This window comes from Sutcliffiella tianshenii (assembly GCF_016908565.1).
Lineage (GTDB): Bacteria > Bacillota > Bacilli > Bacillales > Bacillaceae_I > Sutcliffiella_A > Sutcliffiella_A tianshenii.
In genome coordinates, this window is the sequence record NZ_JAFBED010000005.1 from 224,106 (window position 1) to 239,817 (window position 15,712).

The following is a 15,712-nucleotide window of genomic DNA, read 5'->3' on the forward strand; positions in this document are numbered from 1 at the left end:
ACTTTACAATAAATTCCTCTCCCTACACTCTCCTGTTACGTTTAAAACTCTAAGTACAGGGTACTTAATTTACAAACGTATAGAAAAAAAAGGGAGAGGATCAACATGCACGCATTCAACAATATTCTCATTGCATATGATGGGTCTGAAGGAAGCGTCAAGGCGGTAAAGCTAGGAATCGATATGATGAGAAGGCTAGATTCAAACATTACGGTTTTGCATGTACTTGAAGAAAGAATGACGGGTGCACCAGTTGCTTCCAGACAGCCTGAAGCCTTGCCGATAGGCGGGTTCGGACTTCAGGACATGAATATGTACGCCAATAATGTCAAAGAGCCTGCACCATCCAACCGTCCTTCTGAAGATGTCCATTACGACCCGACAGAGGAATCTGCAAGGGAAATCCGGGAACTGCTTGCCCACGAACGTGTCGAAGCACCGGTGGAAGTGATGGTCGGCGACCCTGCAAAAACTATTTGCAAGTTTGCGGAAACACAGAATCACGACCTCATCATTATCGGTAGCAGGGGACTTGGCGGTTTAAAGAAACTCATACTCGGCAGCGTCAGCGATAAGGTAACAAATTCCGCCACCTGTCCAGTACTTGTTGCAAAGTAACATGCAACGAAAAACTCGAAAAGCCAGACTTTTCCATATCGGAGGAGTCTGGCTTTTTTGTGCGCTGGAAAACAACACATTTTCACCAAAGCATAGGCTAAAGCATACCGTATAGAGATGCTACACGAAAGGAGATATCCCTATGTATCCATATAGACAATTACCTGGACTGCCTCCGATTTTCGGACCAGGATCAGGGCAAGGAGGTCCTCCGCCATTCGGTCCCTCACCAGGGCAAGGGCCAGGAGGCGGATTTGGACCCCCAGGACAAGGGCCGGGCGGATACGGTCCCCCAGGACAAGGAGGGGGACAGGGTGGTCCTCCTCCAGGACCACCTCCATCCTCCCCTCCTCCTGAAGTGATGGGTTATGGTGCAGGTGGGCCAACAGCACTTGCAGTCGATCCTGGAGCGATGTGGGGATGCCTACGTCGTTATACCTGGGTTAGACTGAATAACGGGGAAGGCTTCTGGTTCTGGCCCACTTTTATCGGCAGAAGATCTGTAGCCGGCTACCGTTGGTGGTTCTTTACTTGGGTCTATTTCGGTATAGACACAAATAGAATCAGATCATTCCAGTGTTTTTAAGCAATTTATCGATGGATAACCAGCAAAAACACGCCACGATTCATATGTGGCGTGTTTTTGTCATCCTTGAATTTTCTTGGCATGGATGTTTACTTCTTCATCGTTTTGTTTCATCTTGTTGACCATATTGTGGAAGGCGCTCCACTTTGAAAGTTTATCAATGGCTTCTTCTTCTGAATTTACTCCTGTTACACGGAAAGAGTTGTCGTTCACAAACACTTCATAGGCAGGCTGAAGGGCCTTCTGCTCTTTCCGCTTCTTTTCCCGCTCCATATGCCGACTGATCCTGCTCACGCTCTTTGCGTCCTTTTTTAAGGAGGATCCTTCCTCGGCATATTTCGCCTTTTCCGTTAAACTCTGATTCTTTGTCTGTAATGTGTTTTCACCCAAGGAAAAACCCTCCTTATCCTTCTCTTGCTGTCGCTTTATGTGTATTATTCTGGGTTCTCTGATGTGCATTGACCAGACGCTGCGTATGCCCGATGGCACGGTGCTCGGCATGGGACTTGAATAGAGCTTGTCTTTTTTCAAGCTTCTTCTTCAATCTTCTTTTCACATCAATTCCTCCCTCATCTCTTATTTTTTACTTACCCCAAAGTAAAAAAATGAAACATGATGATTGCTTTTTTGGTCATAGGATAGTATGATTAACCCGTAACCTAACGAACGGTAGGTAGACGCGTTGAATATGAAAGGTGAAGATTATCATGCCCACTTCCACTTACGATAAAATAAAGAAAAGTGCCCTGCAGCTTTTTGCCCAAAGAGGATACTATGGTACCTCACTTAATGATGTCGCCAATATGGTTGGGATTAAAAAGCCATCTCTTTATGCGCATTTCAAAAATAAGGATGAACTTTATAAAAGCATCATCATAGAATTGGTCGATGTGTTCACGAAAAAAATCACCCTTACCCATCAAAATTCAAAGCAACAATCAACCAAAGAGCAATTGCTTGGGATGGTCATAAGCATGGTTGATTTTTGGAAGGATGAGGAGTTTGGTCTGCTCTATAAACGTTCCATGCTATTCCCAGAGGAACAATTCCAAGCGTTGACACATGAGCAATTCGTAAAGAGTGAAACACATACAACCGAGATCCTCAATCGGATCTTCACAGAGGCTATCAGTACGGAGCAAATAGGCGAACAGCCTATACTTCCGTTGATTGATGCTTTCTATTGTTTAATAGACGGGCTTTTCGTGCAAAGATTTTTTTACGAGCCTGAAGATTATGAAGCAAAAGTTTCCCATGCCTTTGATCATTACTGGAAGGGAATACATCAAGGAGGAATATCATGCACTGGGTCTTCATCTTAATAGCGGGATTATTAGAGATTGTCTGGGTGATTGGACTGCGATTTTCGGATGGATTTACAGAACTTGTACCGAGCATCGTCACAATTGCGACCCTGGCGGTAAGCTTTTTCTTTTTCTCCAAATCTTTGAAGTTTTTGCCGATAGGGACAGCCTATGCTATTTTTACAGGTTTTGGGGCGGCAGGGACGGCAATTGTCGGGATCCTTTTCTTTGAAGAGTCTGCCGGTGCTTCCAAGCTTTTTTTCATAGTGCTGATGCTTGCAGGAATCATCGGATTGAAACTGACGACTCCAGCAGAAGTTCAAGGGGAGGAAGGATGATATGGCTTGGATTTATTTGACTATAGCAGGATTTTGTGAGGTCGGGGCAGTTATTTCGCTTAAAAAGGCTGAAGGTTTCAAACGTCTTCTCCCTTCTGTCCTCTTTATTGTGATCGGAATGATGAGTTTTTACTTTCTTTCGCTTTCCCTGAAGGAAATACCGATGGGTACGGCCTATGCAATTTGGACAGGAATCGGTTCGGCGGGAAGCGTTCTTCTCGGAATGCTTCTCTTTAAGGAATCCAAAAGCATCATCCGTATGCTCCTGCTTTCGATGATCATCATCGGGGTAGTAGGCTTGAAATTGACCTCTTAGTATTAGCGACTTACGAGCTTCAGTTAAATTCAAAAAAGCCACTCCGCGGAGTGGCTTTCGTGTTAATCCATTTCTTTTTCAGGTATCTGTACACTGCTGTCCTCTGATTTTGCAACTACATACGCAGCTACTGCATCACCTGTTATATTAACAGCTGTTCTTGTCATATCAAGAAGACGGTCAATACCAAGTATCAATGCGATTCCCTCTACTGGAAGGTTTACAGATTGCAATACCATTGCCAACAGTATAAATCCAACTCCAGGTACTCCGGCGGTCCCGATACTGGCTACTACAGCCAGTCCGACAACCGTAAGCAATTGAGTCAGCGACAGGTCTATTCCATATACCTGTGCAATGAAAACTGTTGCCACCCCTTGCATGATTGCCGTTCCGTCCATATTGATCGTTGCACCAAGCGGCTGGACAAAGCTGCTTATACGCTTTGGCACACCTAGGTTTTCCTGGGCTACATCCATGGATACAGGAAGAGTGGCATTACTGCTAGAAGTACTGAACGCCACACTCATTGCAGGTACAAATCGTTTAAAGAACGTTATTGGATTTACTTTACCAAGGAACAATGCAGCGCTACCGTATGTGAAGATAAAGTGTATGAGCAATGCCAGCACCACTACCATAAAATAGGCACTCATCGCCTTGATGGCATCTATCCCAAGTCCGCCCACCGCTGAAGCAATCAGGCCGAATGCTCCGTATGGCGCAGTTTTGATCACAACATGCACAAGGTACATCACGATATCATTCGCTTGTTCAAAGAAAGTCTTGACAACAGATGCCTTCTCTCCCAACGCATTTATTGCGAATCCAAGAAAGACTGCAAACGCGATGATTTGAAGCATTTCCCCTTTCGCAAGGGCTTCTACCGGATTTTTAGGAATGATATTCAGCAGGGTTTCCTGGACAGGAGGAGCTTTTTCTGGCTTTTGATCTTCTGCAAGCTCATCCACCAGCATATCTTCAAAGTTCCCTGCATTTCCAGGTTCGATGACAGAAGCCAATGTTAGTCCTATAATAATGGCAATGCAAGTGGTCACCAAGAAAAATAAAATTGTTTTAAGACCGATCGATCCCAACTTCTTTGTATCACCCAATCCAACCACACCAAGCGTGATGGATATAAGTACGATTGGAACTACCAGCATCGTAATCAAATTAAGGAAAATGGTACCCAAAGGCTGAAAAAGGAATTTATCAAATGGTTCGAATAGGTTTGGGGCATAGAGATTGATTGCCAGACCAACTAAAATACCTATGATAAGTCCGATTAATATTTTTTTCGTAAGAGATAATTTTTTTTTCTTTTTCACATGATGTTCCTCCCTTTTGCAATAGTAATATAATGTTTTTTGAAGAAAATTACAGTGGATGTATGTAATTCACAAAAGGCGACTTTTTTCATTCTACGTCTAATATAATAATCTGTAAAGTGCATTATGATAGATTAACTTATGCGCCATGTGTTATATTACAGATATCAGGTACGAAAGTCGGGTTGTCTTATCCGCGGATTTTTGATATAGTTAACAACGATTTTCTACTTTTATTTACCCATTAATTAAACTTTTATAGCATTCACAAATAGAAAAATTTTCATGCAGAAAGATGGAGGGGTTTTCGTTGAAATTACTTTGGAGAGTTATGGTTGCAATTTTTGTCCTTATTGCTGCAAAAGTGGCCATCGATTCCTATCAGATCATCAAGGTAGCAGCTGAAGCAGATCACGTCCGGATTGATCCTGCCCTGTACTTCAACCTGTCATACTTAATTTTTGGCTTTATCGGACTTATGCTATTCTCCGACATATTCAAGAAATTCATGAACAAAAGAAACAACCAGCTGAAGTTTTAAGCCATATAAAAAAGCAGGCATGATGCCTGCTTTTTTATATTAATCCACTTCTCGCCCTCTGTACGCTTCATAGATCTCAAACCATTGTTGCCTTGACAGTGATAGCCCTGTCGCCTCTACAGCCGCTCTGACACGCTCAATTTTCCCGGAACCGACTATCGGGATTATTTTTGCAGGATGAACCAACAGCCATGAGTATAATACCTGATCGATCGATTCAGCCCCGATCTCCTCTTTGACCTGTTCAAGCACTTTTCTTACCCTTACCACACCAGCTTCCTGGCTTGTGAAAATCGAGCCGCCTCCTAGTGGAGACCATGCCATCGGGGATACTCTTTCCTGCTGGCACAGCTCGATGGTACCTGCCTCGAAATGCTCAAGATGTGTGGCAGAGATTTCAATCTGATTGGTCACCAATGGAAAATCCAAATAAGAATTTAGAAGCTGGTAGGCTGCCGGTTTGAAATTCGATACACCAAAGCTTTTCACTTTCCCTGACTCTTTTAGCGCAGTGAAGGCTTCTGCTACCTCCGCCGGGTTCATGAAAGGATCCGGTCTATGGATGAGCAGTAAATCCAGATAGTCCGTTTGGAAGTTCTTTAAAGACCTTTCAACCGACTGGATGATATGCTCTTTGCTTGTATCATAGTATTTTATTTTATGATCCGGCCTATTGGCTGAAATGAGCTTGATGCCGCACTTGGTCACCAGCTCCATCTCATCCCTCAGGGAAGGCTTGAGCGCCAATGCTTCACCAAATTTTTCTTCCACCATATAATTCCCATAAATATCGGCATGATCGAATGTCGTCACGCCCATTTCCAGACACTGCTCCATAAAAGAGAGTGTTTGCTCGTTCGTATAATTCCATTCTTGCAATCTCCACATCCCATGGACAATCCTAGAAATGGATACTTCATTAGACAAGTGTATCTTTTCCAATTCTAACCACTCCTTTTTTCCTTCAAATTGGATTATACTAGGTTGCCGTAGAATTTACCAATTTAATTAATAGAAGGATTACATTAAAAAACGAAACTTTTTTACTATATGAAGTATGTAAAGATATACTTCTGTTCTACTATTGATTAGAATAAAAGATAGATAAAAATTGACATAAAGTGAGGATACTGCCATGCCTACAGCTGTACACCATAAGATCGGAAAGAGAATGCTAGAATCAGAGATCGAACTTTCAGAAAGAATATTTAATGAAATAAGGCTTGCCTATCCTGAAATTTCGGAATACCGGGATCCGCATCACCAGGCAGCAATAAAAGAAATCTTCCAGACTCTTATTAGATTTATCGGGAAGTACGTGCAGGACCCGGTGAATACAGTATTGGATGACGCGAAGGACTGGGGTGAATCCGTAGGTATCATGTCTGTTCAAGCGGGCGGTTCCTTGGAGGATGCATTGTCGAATATGACTCTTTATAAGCGCGCTCTATGGAACTTCATTCAGGAGGAAGGCGCCAAAGAAGGCATCCATCTGAATCATCTGACCGAGATCTTCATCCACATTGATGAGATTTTCAATATCATTGTCTACGGCTTCAGCCATGCATTCTCTGTTGCAACCGAGCAGAAGATACAGGACACCAGGACAAGCTTCATCAGACTCTCCATCCCGATCGTGCCACTTTTCGAAGGACTTGCGGTTCTTCCTTTGGTTGGGGAGATCGATGAACTTAGAGCGAGCATTCTGATTGAAGAGACTTTGCAGAAAAGCAAGAATTTGTCCATCAATAAGTTGATAGTCGACTTTTCAGGCGTATATAATCTGGATGAGACAGTCGTCCATACATTGGACCTGCTGATCCGTTCACTGAAATTGATCGGTATTATACCGATCATTACTGGATTGCGACCGGAACTCAGCCTGCAATTCATTTCAACCGGAGTGAGTTTGACAGATATCCAGATCACAGGGTCCATCGATCAGATCCTGCAGGATTTTCAACAATTAAATAAATAGGAGCCGCGCTTGTCGCAGCTCTTTTTTATTTTTTGATTGTAATATCTTTAAAGATGGATTATGATAGATTTATCATAAAACACAAAATATAGTTCTTTTATCCGAAAATAAAACTACATATAGTATCTAATGAAAAGGTGTCTTTAACAAGACTTAATAGGGAATCCGGTGAAAATCCGGAACTGTCCCCGCAACTGTAAGTGCAGACGAATTGAATCACCACTGTATAAGTAGGCTTAACGGCTCTTATATGGGAAGGGTCAATGTAGGAAGAAGCACGAGTCAGGAGACCTGCCTTTTCGATCAAGTTTCTTAGTCTTCGGGAGTTGAGATGATGAAACGGTGCTAGAAGCACGCGCATGAATCACAATACCCATTTATAATTTGTTGCGGGGTATTTGATATCCCGTATTCTATTATCGTTTGATCCACTCAATCCTGGGTGGATCTTTTTTATTTACAAATGTGAAACGGAGTGAATGCCCTATGATTAATTCAACTTTCAATGATTCGAAGCAGACGTTGGATCAGAAAGCATGGATCCATGCTATATTAGATGAATTCCCTCAACTGGAAACGGAATCTTTCCTTACCAAAGCAGATAAACTGATTGATAGTCAAAGCACGGAAATCTATAAGCATCTAACCTTGGATGCAATCGGCTATATCTCAGAAAGTGAGCCTGATTGGACCTTCGTGGCCGAACGGATCCTCCTGAAACAATTATACGAAGAAGCATGTGAGACGCGGGGCACAGATATCCCCTATGCTGATTTTCATTACCTTTTACACTCCTTGGTGGATGTTGGCATTTTTCATCGCTCCCTTCTGGAATCATATAGCACCGAGGAAATAAAAGAGTTGGAAAAGTGCCTCGAACCGGAAAATGACAAACTTTTTACATACATCGGCCTCAAGACGCTGGCAGACCGCTATTTGTCCAGAGGCTACAACAAGGCTCTGTGGGAGCTTCCACAGGAAAGGTTCATGATCATTGCCATGACCCTAATGGCAAAGGAGGAAAACAATCGGCTGGAACTTGTAAAAGAGGCATACTGGGCACTCAGCAACCTTTATATGACGGTTGCGACACCAACCTTCTCCAATGCAGGGAAAAGCTATGGCCAGCTATCGAGCTGTTTCATCGATACTGTGGATGACAGTTTACAAGGAATTTATGACAGCAACACCGACATTGCCAATCTATCAAAGTCAGGTGGCGGAATCGGCGTTTATTTAGGAAAAATCAGAAGTCGAGGAAGTGATATTCGCGGATTCAAGGGTGTATCAAGCGGGGTCATTCCCTGGATGAAGCAATTGAACAATACCGCCGTGAGTGTCGATCAACTCGGACAGCGGAAGGGTGCCATCTCTGTTTATCTTGACGTCTGGCATAAGGATATTTTCTCCTTTCTTGACAGCAAGCTCAATAACGGGGATGAGCGGATGCGTACCCATGATCTATTCACAGGTGTCTGCCTTCCTGATGTATTTATGGAGCAGGTGGAAAGCCGTGGAGACTGGTACCTTTTCGACCCTCATGAAGTGAGAAGCGTAATGGGCTATTCCCTGGAGGATTTTTTTGATGAACACAAAGGCGCAGGGAGCTTCCGTGAGAAATATTGGGAGTGTGTGCACCATCCATCCCTTCATCATGAAAAAGTTCCTGCCATCGATGTGATGAAGGGCATTATGCGCGGCCAGCTTGAAACAGGAAGTCCGTTTATGTTCTACCGCGATGAGGTCAACCGTATGAATTCCAACCAACATCTTGGGATGATCTATTGCACCAATCTATGTACAGAGATCACCCAGAATCAAAGTGCCACCATCACGAACCAGCAATTTGTAAAAGACGAGACGATTGTGACGGTGAAGACACCAGGAGACTTTGTCGTTTGCAACCTCTCCTCCATCAACCTTGCGCGTGCGATACCGGCAAAAGTGTTAAAAAGATTGATATCCATTCAGGTCCGGATGCTCGACAATGTCATCGACCTTAACAACATCCCGGTCCTTCAGGCGAAGCTGACCAATGAGAAATACCGCGCAATCGGATTGGGAACGTTCGGCTGGCATCATCTTCTGGCATTGAATGGGATCAAATGGGAAAGTGAAGAGGCGGTACAGTTCGCAGACTCACTCTATAAGGAAATCGCCTTTTATACCATCCAGGCAAGTGCAGCCTTAGCAAAGGAAAAAGGCGCATACCCGGCATTCGAAGGTTCCGATTGGCATAGGGGTGAGTATTTCAATAAAAGAGGGTACCAAACAGATGAACTTTTTGATTGGGGTGCCTTACAGGGGCAAATAGCCTTAAGCGGGATCCGAAATGGTTACCTCATGGCAGTGGCACCAAATGCGACCACCTCCATCATCGCAGGCAGCACAGCAAGCATCGATCCCATTTTCCTGAAAGTGTATTCAGAGGAAAAAAAAGATTATAAGATCCCGGTGACTGCACCTGATCTGAATGCAAGCACCACCTGGTTCTACAAATCGGCCTATCATATCGACCAGCACTGGAGCATTGCCCAGAATGCCGCCAGACAGAAGCATATAGATCAGGCGATCTCCTTTAATCTGTATGTGACAAATGGGATCAAAGCAAAAGCCCTTCTTGATCTGCACCTTGATGCATGGAAGCAGGGATTGAAGACAACGTACTATGTCAGGTCCACCTCAAAGGAAATAGAAGAATGCGATTCTTGCGCAAGCTGATGATATAGGAGGGAAACAACGATGAACGGTCTACTTACTTCACGATCACTGATGGATGCTACCGCTCCGAACCGATCGACGAAAATAATCAACGGTAAAAGCTCGAATGTACTCAACTGGGACGATGTCGCCTTTTCTTGGGCGTATCCGAAGTATAAAAAAATGCTCGCAAACTTCTGGTCCCCTTTTGAGATAAATATGTCACAGGATATCAAACAGTTTCCCGATCTTTCACCTGACGAAAAGGATTCTTTCCTGAAAATCATCGGCCTTCTTGCCTTGCTGGATAGCATCCAAACGGATTACGCAGGAAAAGTGGCGGACTATTTAACCGATTCCAGTTTGAATGCACTGATGATCATGCTCGCCCAGCAGGAGGTCATTCATAACCATTCCTATTCCTATGTGCTGTCGAGTTTGGTTTCCCGGACAAAACAGGAAGAGGTCTTTGAATACTGGCGAACTGAACCGACGCTCCGGAAAAGAAATGACTTTATCACAGATGGCTATGCTGCATTTGCAGAAAAGCCTGATGTGAAGAGTTTTCTGCATTCCATCGTCTATGATGTCATTTTGGAAGGTTTGTTTTTTTATTCTGGTTTTGCATTTTTCTATCATCTGGCAAGACAACAGAAAATGGTCGCATCGAGTACCATGATCAATTACATCAACCGCGATGAACAGATACATGTGGACCTTTTCGTGAAAATCTTCAAAGAGGTACTCGCGGAGTATCCCGAATACAATAACCTTGAGCTTGCACGCTTTGTCGCGGACACATTCGTTCATGCTGCTGAGCTTGAAATCGATTGGGCACGGCAAATTCTTGGAGACAAGATACAAGGAATTGATATCGAGGAAGTCGAGGCCTATATTAAATTTTATGCCAATGTAAGGTCCAATCAGCTCGGATTTGATCGCCCCTTTGAAGGATACCGGACCAATCCTCTGAAATGGATCATGGCTTACGAAGAGGTCGACCTTGGCAAATCGGACTTCTTCGAACAGAAATCACGGCAGTATACAAAAGTGAATGTTGTGGATAACGGATTTGATGAGCTATAGAATCGAGAAAGGCCGAAAGCTTAATCAGCTGCCGGCCTTCTTGTTTACCATACTGGATAGAAAAATACCGACACACTAAAATATACTACCCCCAACACCATGTAGCCTACATACTGCTTTTTGTGGGAGAGCCAGACTTCAAGACCCCTCAAGAGAAAGGCAAGACTCACCAGACAGAACATCCAGCCGAGATACAGTGTGCTGTCGGTGTAGACACCAATACCACCGAAAATCAGTCCAGTAAAAAACAAAAGCAGCTGCAGTAACACAAATGGCTTATTTCGTGATCCTATATCCTTGAACATCGACCTTCCCCCTTGATGCGTTGCAATATGTATGAGTTTTTATATGTATATATTTATTTTAACAGAATTTTTCGTAAAATGTCGTTTTTGGGGGATAATTGATTAACATAGAAAAGCCCACAACTGGCTCATCCTCGCCAGCTGCAGGCTCCCCCACCTTATTTCTTCTTATAGAACACCCTTGAAGCTATCAATCCAATCAGCCCCAAAGCAATGAAAAGTATCGCCTTGAATTGAATCGAAATGAATGGCAGATCCAAGAGAATGAGCTTTACGAGCGTCAAGACCAATAGTCCCACTCCGATATATTTTGCAAGATTGAACCTTTTCCATATACCCACTCCAATAACTACAACCGCTTGGGTCATCCAGGCAAAGCTCAGCCATAGTGTCCTGTTTTCATAAGGCAGATCACTTGTCACCGCCATCGTCAGCTGAGTGACGAACACCAATGAGAAGAAGGTGAATAAAAGACCGCCGATTGTCAACGCTTTATTCCGCACAGCCTGATTGAACTGCCATACAACCATGATCCCAATGACAAATGTCACCAATAGAATCAGCCACTGGAATGTCTCAAAGGATAAAGGATCCTTGATCGGATCCACCAAGACCATCATCGTCCCGATCAGAAAAATGAACACGGACAGCACCTTGCTTGCCAAGCTCTTGTATTTGAAGGCTGCATAAAATGCCCCGATACCCTGGAGCAATAGCAACGCCCCCAAATATTCTTCCGAAAAGAAATGGAACAGAAAGAAGAATAAAAACAATAACCCGTTGATCGCAAGCTGATCAACTTTATGCTTCTGCTGCTTCCATAGGAAACTTAATACTGCATAAGTGGCAATTCCGAAAAGGAGATAAAGGGTAATGGAAAGGTCCTGGAATATCCCATATACCCATGTGTACGTAATAAATACACTACTGAATACCGTGCCTGCCTGCACCTTCATGAAGTGATCCGTTGTCAGGAAGAAATACAGGAGGACTGCATGCTGAATAATAACAGCAGTCGACAGCAGATAGCTTCCTTCCACTTCCGGGGAAAATGCGTAATAAAAAAGTAAAGCCCCATTCAATAACAAAAAGGATGACACATACAGATAAAGAAATCGAAGCCGTATGGCCAGAAAAAGAAAAACAAGGAACAGCAAGGTTTCGTAGCCGACAAAAATGTAGATGGAAGGATCGCTGCTTTCAATCAAAAACGGTACAAGAAAGCCACCAACCACACTGATGATCGCCAAGCCCTGAGAGGAAAAGCGCATGGTTAACCAGACGCCGACAATGATCCATACAACCTGCAGGGTAAAGGCCAATATCGGACCGATCATGCCGTAAAGACTGTGCATGGAAAAGGTTGCAAGGATCAGCACGGATATGCCGCCGCCAAGCAGGACCTGCCCCAATACTTCCCTTTTATGATGCATCTGCTTGAAACCGATAAACAACAATCCTGCTGCAGTAAGATACCCAAGGCTTATTTTGACTCCATCATTCAACCAGCCATAATCGGATGCTGCCTTGAATCCCCATACAATCCCGACAATAAAGACGAAAATGAATAATCGTGGAAGCCAGGTTTGCAGAAGCACCTTTTCCCAATCCGTCGGTTCTGTTTTAAAAGGCTCGGGTATCGGCTTCCTATCGGTAACCGTTTCGTGCCTGGCCTTGTTATCCGTAATTGGGATAGGAGAAGTTTGCTTGGTGGGCACTTTTCTGAAACCAGTCTCCACTGGACTTCCCTCAATATCCTTCACCTTCGCCTTCAAAAGAGATACTTCTTTTTCCAAGGCCGCGAGCTTCACTTCCAATTCATATATCTTTGAATCCTGATCCATATGCTCACTCCAAAATTAAGACATCTTCATTACAATTGGTAATTACAACCATAACTCCATCTTACTATCAGAAATGTGCCTGTCAACCTCTAGAATAATTTAAAATGCTGCAGGGTGATGATGGCAATCCCCAATATCCAGACGTATACAGCAAACATGCGCAAGGAGTGCTTTTTGAGATAATTGATCATCCACTTCACTGCAAAATAGCCAAAAAGGCAGGAGGAAAGGATCCCTATCATAAGTGCCATCAAGGAAATGTCCTCTTTTCCCACTTGCGCAACCTCGACCGTCTGCAGGAATACAGCCCCGGCAATGGCTGGTGTGGATATCAGAAAGGAAAAGTATGCAGCAGTTTCCCGATCCAATTTCCTAAATAATCCTGCCACAATCGTCAACCCCGATCGTGATATGGCCGGAAAGATGGCTGCAGCCTGAAAAGTACCGATGAAAAGGGCATCCTTCCAAGAGATGTCCTCCATCTTCTTCGCCCCCTGTTTGATGCTGTCCGCAAACCACAGAAACGCTCCTGTAATCAGGAATTCCCATCCGATTGTCACACCAGTTTTGGAAATCTCCTCAAAATAATCCTTGAAGGCCAAGCCGATGATGACCGCCGGGATGGTACCGACAATCAGAAGAAAGGAAAGTTTATGAAAGGGATTCCGGATTATCTTTGCAAACTCTTCCCTGTAAAAGTACAACACCGCGATCAATGTACCAAAGTGAAGCATCGTATCGAGCAAAAGCCCTGCTTCCTGCAGCCCAAAAAGATTCCTGCCTACATACAGATGCCCCGTACTCGATATTGGCAGGAACTCGGTCAATCCTTGAATGATGCCAAGAATGAATGCCTCTATTTTTGACAAATATGCTCCCTCCTCTATCCTCTCTTACGATCAAACACAAAATAGGTGATGGCACCTAGGATGATCAGTATCATGATCGGAATGACCAAAGGCTGTGCTACCTGTTTGATATCCCGCCAATTTTCCCCAAGCTGGAATCCCAGAAATAAAAATAGGATGGTCCAGGGAATCACGGCAGCTACCGTATAAAATAAAAAAGGCACAAACCTCATTTTTGCTATGCCGGCAGGGATGGATATGGCGTGCCTTACGACAGGAATGAAACGGGCCGTGAAAATGACGATGGGGCCATATTCCTGAAACCATCTTTCTGATATATCCAGATGCTTCGGATGGATAAAAACAAACTTTCCATACTTTTCGAGAAACGGCCTTCCGCCAATGCTGCCAGCCCAGTACAGAAAGAGTTGGGCCAGCGTCCCCCCCACTACACCTGCCACTGTTGCTCCCATAAACCCTACCTCCCCCTTGGAAATCAAGTATCCACCGTACCCAAGTACAATTTCACTGGGGATGATTTCGATCATCAATCCAAGGGCGATGCCTAGTACTCCCAATCCAGTAAAAACTTCAAATACCGATAGAAAAAAATGCTCCATTTATCACGCCTCTTTTTTGGTATGTTGTCCTTTATATGTATGAAAGCAAGTCCTTAATAATCACATAAAAATGAAACAAGCTTATCTAACATCAAAAGATTTTTGGAAATGATAAAGGATTTTAGAATTAATTGTCGAATCGTATATTATGATTGTCAAAATGAATGAGGTGACTGATGATGAAGAAGCTGTTTCTTCTCTCTGTGTTCCTCCTTTTTCTTACAGCATGTGGCCAGCCTCCCGAAATCAAGCAGCGATATTCCTATGTGGAAGTGGTAGAACAGCAAGAGGATGCATCCCTGTCCGAAATAGAAGATATCGATCTGATATTAAGAAACGGCGAAGTGATCGTAGGGCTTGATGAAGCCAATGAAAAATACTCCCGTTACAACTTTGAGCAGGCTCCTGCCTATGCCATTTTCGAATACACAGGTTATTTGACTGACGATATGATTATGTTCACTTATGATAAAGAAGAAGCGGTAGCACTTCTTGAAGAGCTGATACAAGAGGAAAAGGAAAAAGGGGAATAAAAATGGTCGACCACCAAGGCAGATTGATTTCTCTGCCTTGGCGGCTCGGCCTTTTGTTTCAGTAATTTTGTAAGCGTTTACTTTTTGTTTTAGTGCTTATAGTGAAAAAGTATCCATACAATTTATCAGAAGTGAAAATGCAGTAGGAATATTGGGGGAATAAAGATGAATTCTTTTTGTATTCAAACCTTTTGCATCGGGTATGATCTTCTTGCAATCACCTTGATCTGTTTGATCATTTTATATATTGGCTACCGATTTTTGGGGCACGAAGACTGATAAAAGGATTGGGACCGTGCATACTAAAAAAGAGGTGAATAATGATGAAAAAACTTTTTCCCCTTCTTTTTAGCGTGTGCCTGATCTTTTGCCAACAGACTTTTGCTCAAACAGTTGTTTTCATAGAAGTATTTGACGTAGCACAAAGCAAGGTGGTAAAGTCCATACCTCTTGATGATAATAAGAAGAATGAAGCGATCAGGCTCGTGCGGAGTGTCGAATCCCTTTTTCCTAAAATAAATGCGACACCAAGATCAGGTATCATGGTAAAGGTGCCATTTGATCCGGTCGTCAAAATTGATAATAATCTGGTTCAAGATCCCATAAAGGAAGTCATCTTCATTTTTCCTGAAGGTGAACGTCCCTACATGCTGCTTTTTAACGAAGAAAAAAAGAATCCGGTGTTCTATTATTTTAAAGAAGATCCCATTCCATTTTTGGAACAATTAGGGGTGAAATGATAATTTAATACAGAAAATTGGTTA

At 43.3% G+C, this 15,712-nt stretch carries 19 protein-coding genes and 1 riboswitch; of the genes, 11 read left to right on the forward strand and 8 right to left on the reverse strand.

Annotation, left to right across the window (positions count from 1 at the left end; all coding sequences use genetic code 11):
* The first annotated feature begins 105 nt into the window (after positions 1-105).
* Together JOC95_RS13020 and JOC95_RS13025 are read left to right on the forward strand one after the other, a co-directional pair.
* On the forward strand, positions 106-618 hold the full coding sequence (locus JOC95_RS13020) for a universal stress protein (RefSeq protein ID WP_204416955.1): 513 nt from the start codon (positions 106-108) through the stop codon (positions 616-618).
* A 142-nt stretch (positions 619-760) separates the two neighbouring features.
* Positions 761-1,204 (forward strand): hypothetical protein, encoded by a 444-nt coding sequence (locus JOC95_RS13025; protein WP_204416957.1) that lies wholly within the window; start codon positions 761-763, stop codon positions 1,202-1,204.
* A gap of 60 nt (positions 1,205-1,264) precedes the next feature.
* On the opposite strand, the gene JOC95_RS13030 is transcribed toward JOC95_RS13025, so the two are convergent.
* Complete coding sequence (locus JOC95_RS13030) at positions 1,265-1,594, reverse strand: hypothetical protein (protein WP_204416959.1); 330 nt, start codon at positions 1,592-1,594, stop codon at positions 1,265-1,267.
* Positions 1,595-1,607: 13 nt separating this feature from the next.
* Entirely contained in the window at positions 1,608-1,760 is a 153-nt protein-coding gene (locus JOC95_RS13035) for a hypothetical protein (RefSeq protein WP_204416961.1), read from the reverse strand.
* Positions 1,761-1,911: 151 nt separating this feature from the next.
* Between JOC95_RS13035 and JOC95_RS13040 the strand changes: the two genes are divergently transcribed.
* The 3 genes from JOC95_RS13040 to JOC95_RS13050 are packed head-to-tail and all read left to right on the forward strand — an operon-like array spanning position 1,912 to position 3,162.
* Positions 1,912-2,526 carry a TetR/AcrR family transcriptional regulator gene (locus JOC95_RS13040; RefSeq protein ID WP_204416963.1) on the forward strand — a complete coding sequence of 205 codons (615 nt, stop codon included), beginning with the start codon at positions 1,912-1,914 and terminating at the stop codon, positions 2,524-2,526.
* On the forward strand, positions 2,505-2,846 hold the full coding sequence (locus JOC95_RS13045) for an SMR family transporter (RefSeq protein WP_204416965.1): 342 nt from the start codon (positions 2,505-2,507) through the stop codon (positions 2,844-2,846). The genes JOC95_RS13040 and JOC95_RS13045 overlap by 22 nt, the downstream gene beginning before the upstream one ends.
* Before the next feature lies 1 nt (position 2,847).
* Positions 2,848-3,162: a DMT family transporter gene (locus JOC95_RS13050; protein ID WP_204416968.1), complete on the forward strand. Its 315-nt coding sequence runs from the start codon at positions 2,848-2,850 to the stop codon at positions 3,160-3,162.
* A 62-nt stretch (positions 3,163-3,224) separates the two neighbouring features.
* Here JOC95_RS13050 and JOC95_RS13055 read toward each other — a convergent pair whose 3' ends face one another.
* The gene (locus JOC95_RS13055; RefSeq protein ID WP_204416970.1) at positions 3,225-4,493 is read right to left on the reverse strand and encodes a cation:dicarboxylate symporter family transporter; all 1,269 of its coding nucleotides are present in this window, start codon (positions 4,491-4,493) and stop codon (positions 3,225-3,227) included.
* A gap of 310 nt (positions 4,494-4,803) precedes the next feature.
* Between JOC95_RS13055 and JOC95_RS13060 the strand changes: the two genes are divergently transcribed.
* Positions 4,804-5,034 carry a hypothetical protein gene (locus JOC95_RS13060; RefSeq protein WP_204416972.1) on the forward strand — a complete coding sequence of 77 codons (231 nt, stop codon included), beginning with the start codon at positions 4,804-4,806 and terminating at the stop codon, positions 5,032-5,034.
* A 39-nt stretch (positions 5,035-5,073) separates the two neighbouring features.
* Here the strand turns inward: JOC95_RS13060 and JOC95_RS13065 are convergent, their stop codons facing one another.
* Positions 5,074-5,976 carry an aldo/keto reductase gene (locus tag JOC95_RS13065; RefSeq protein WP_204416974.1) on the reverse strand — a complete coding sequence of 301 codons (903 nt, stop codon included), beginning with the start codon at positions 5,974-5,976 and terminating at the stop codon, positions 5,074-5,076.
* 193 nt (positions 5,977-6,169) lie between these two features.
* Between JOC95_RS13065 and JOC95_RS13070 the strand changes: the two genes are divergently transcribed.
* The 3 genes from JOC95_RS13070 (at position 6,170) to JOC95_RS13080 (ending at position 10,798) form a co-directional block, all read left to right on the forward strand.
* Complete coding sequence (locus JOC95_RS13070; protein WP_204416976.1) at positions 6,170-7,012, forward strand: STAS domain-containing protein; 843 nt, start codon at positions 6,170-6,172, stop codon at positions 7,010-7,012.
* Between the two features lie 118 nt (positions 7,013-7,130).
* Positions 7,131-7,325: riboswitch (cobalamin riboswitch) on the forward strand.
* A 173-nt stretch (positions 7,326-7,498) separates the two neighbouring features.
* Entirely contained in the window at positions 7,499-9,733 is a 2,235-nt protein-coding gene (locus JOC95_RS13075; RefSeq protein ID WP_204416978.1) for a ribonucleoside-diphosphate reductase subunit alpha, read from the forward strand.
* A gap of 21 nt (positions 9,734-9,754) precedes the next feature.
* Entirely contained in the window at positions 9,755-10,798 is a 1,044-nt protein-coding gene (locus JOC95_RS13080; protein WP_204416980.1) for a ribonucleotide-diphosphate reductase subunit beta, read from the forward strand.
* Between the two features lie 44 nt (positions 10,799-10,842).
* Here the strand turns inward: JOC95_RS13080 and JOC95_RS13085 are convergent, their stop codons facing one another.
* The 4 genes from JOC95_RS13085 to uptA all read right to left on the reverse strand — a co-directional run bounded on the left by JOC95_RS13085 (position 10,843) and on the right by uptA (position 14,415).
* Positions 10,843-11,103, reverse strand: coding sequence for a hypothetical protein (locus tag JOC95_RS13085; protein WP_204416982.1), 261 nt, complete (start codon positions 11,101-11,103; stop codon positions 10,843-10,845).
* Between the two features lie 158 nt (positions 11,104-11,261).
* Positions 11,262-12,947 carry a DUF2339 domain-containing protein gene (locus tag JOC95_RS13090; RefSeq protein ID WP_204416984.1) on the reverse strand — a complete coding sequence of 562 codons (1,686 nt, stop codon included), beginning with the start codon at positions 12,945-12,947 and terminating at the stop codon, positions 11,262-11,264.
* Between the two features lie 89 nt (positions 12,948-13,036).
* Positions 13,037-13,816 carry an undecaprenyl-diphosphate phosphatase gene (locus JOC95_RS13095; protein WP_204416986.1) on the reverse strand — a complete coding sequence of 260 codons (780 nt, stop codon included), beginning with the start codon at positions 13,814-13,816 and terminating at the stop codon, positions 13,037-13,039.
* Between the two features lie 14 nt (positions 13,817-13,830).
* Complete coding sequence (gene uptA / locus JOC95_RS13100; protein ID WP_204416988.1) at positions 13,831-14,415, reverse strand: undecaprenyl phosphate transporter UptA; 585 nt, start codon at positions 14,413-14,415, stop codon at positions 13,831-13,833.
* A gap of 176 nt (positions 14,416-14,591) precedes the next feature.
* Here uptA and JOC95_RS13105 point away from each other — a divergent pair, with 176 nt between their 5' ends.
* Positions 14,592-14,948 carry a hypothetical protein gene (locus JOC95_RS13105; RefSeq protein ID WP_204416990.1) on the forward strand — a complete coding sequence of 119 codons (357 nt, stop codon included), beginning with the start codon at positions 14,592-14,594 and terminating at the stop codon, positions 14,946-14,948.
* 320 nt (positions 14,949-15,268) lie between these two features.
* Positions 15,269-15,688, forward strand: coding sequence for a hypothetical protein (locus JOC95_RS13110; RefSeq protein WP_204416992.1), 420 nt, complete (start codon positions 15,269-15,271; stop codon positions 15,686-15,688).
* Positions 15,689-15,712 lie beyond the last annotated feature (24 nt).

What these genes read in the sequence shown, in the direction of transcription:
- JOC95_RS13090 (WP_204416984.1), bottom strand. Translation starts at nt 12,947, where the DNA reads ATGGATCAGGATTCAAAGATATATGAATTGGAAGTGAAGCTCGCGGCC.
- JOC95_RS13085 (WP_204416982.1), bottom strand. Translation starts at nt 11,103, where the DNA reads ATGTTCAAGGATATAGGATCACGAAATAAGCCATTTGTGTTACTGCAG.
- JOC95_RS13040 (WP_204416963.1), top strand. Translation starts at nt 1,912, where the DNA reads ATGCCCACTTCCACTTACGATAAAATAAAGAAAAGTGCCCTGCAGCTT.
- JOC95_RS13110 (WP_204416992.1), top strand. Translation starts at nt 15,269, where the DNA reads ATGATGAAAAAACTTTTTCCCCTTCTTTTTAGCGTGTGCCTGATCTTT.
- JOC95_RS13105 (WP_204416990.1), top strand. Translation starts at nt 14,592, where the DNA reads ATGATGAAGAAGCTGTTTCTTCTCTCTGTGTTCCTCCTTTTTCTTACA.
- JOC95_RS13070 (WP_204416976.1), top strand. Translation starts at nt 6,170, where the DNA reads ATGCCTACAGCTGTACACCATAAGATCGGAAAGAGAATGCTAGAATCA.
- JOC95_RS13075 (WP_204416978.1), top strand. Translation starts at nt 7,499, where the DNA reads ATGATTAATTCAACTTTCAATGATTCGAAGCAGACGTTGGATCAGAAA.
- JOC95_RS13045 (WP_204416965.1), top strand. Translation starts at nt 2,505, where the DNA reads ATGCACTGGGTCTTCATCTTAATAGCGGGATTATTAGAGATTGTCTGG.
- JOC95_RS13050 (WP_204416968.1), top strand. Translation starts at nt 2,848, where the DNA reads ATGGCTTGGATTTATTTGACTATAGCAGGATTTTGTGAGGTCGGGGCA.
- uptA (WP_204416988.1), bottom strand. Translation starts at nt 14,415, where the DNA reads ATGGAGCATTTTTTTCTATCGGTATTTGAAGTTTTTACTGGATTGGGA.
- JOC95_RS13025 (WP_204416957.1), top strand. Translation starts at nt 761, where the DNA reads ATGTATCCATATAGACAATTACCTGGACTGCCTCCGATTTTCGGACCA.
- JOC95_RS13020 (WP_204416955.1), top strand. Translation starts at nt 106, where the DNA reads ATGCACGCATTCAACAATATTCTCATTGCATATGATGGGTCTGAAGGA.
- JOC95_RS13080 (WP_204416980.1), top strand. Translation starts at nt 9,755, where the DNA reads ATGAACGGTCTACTTACTTCACGATCACTGATGGATGCTACCGCTCCG.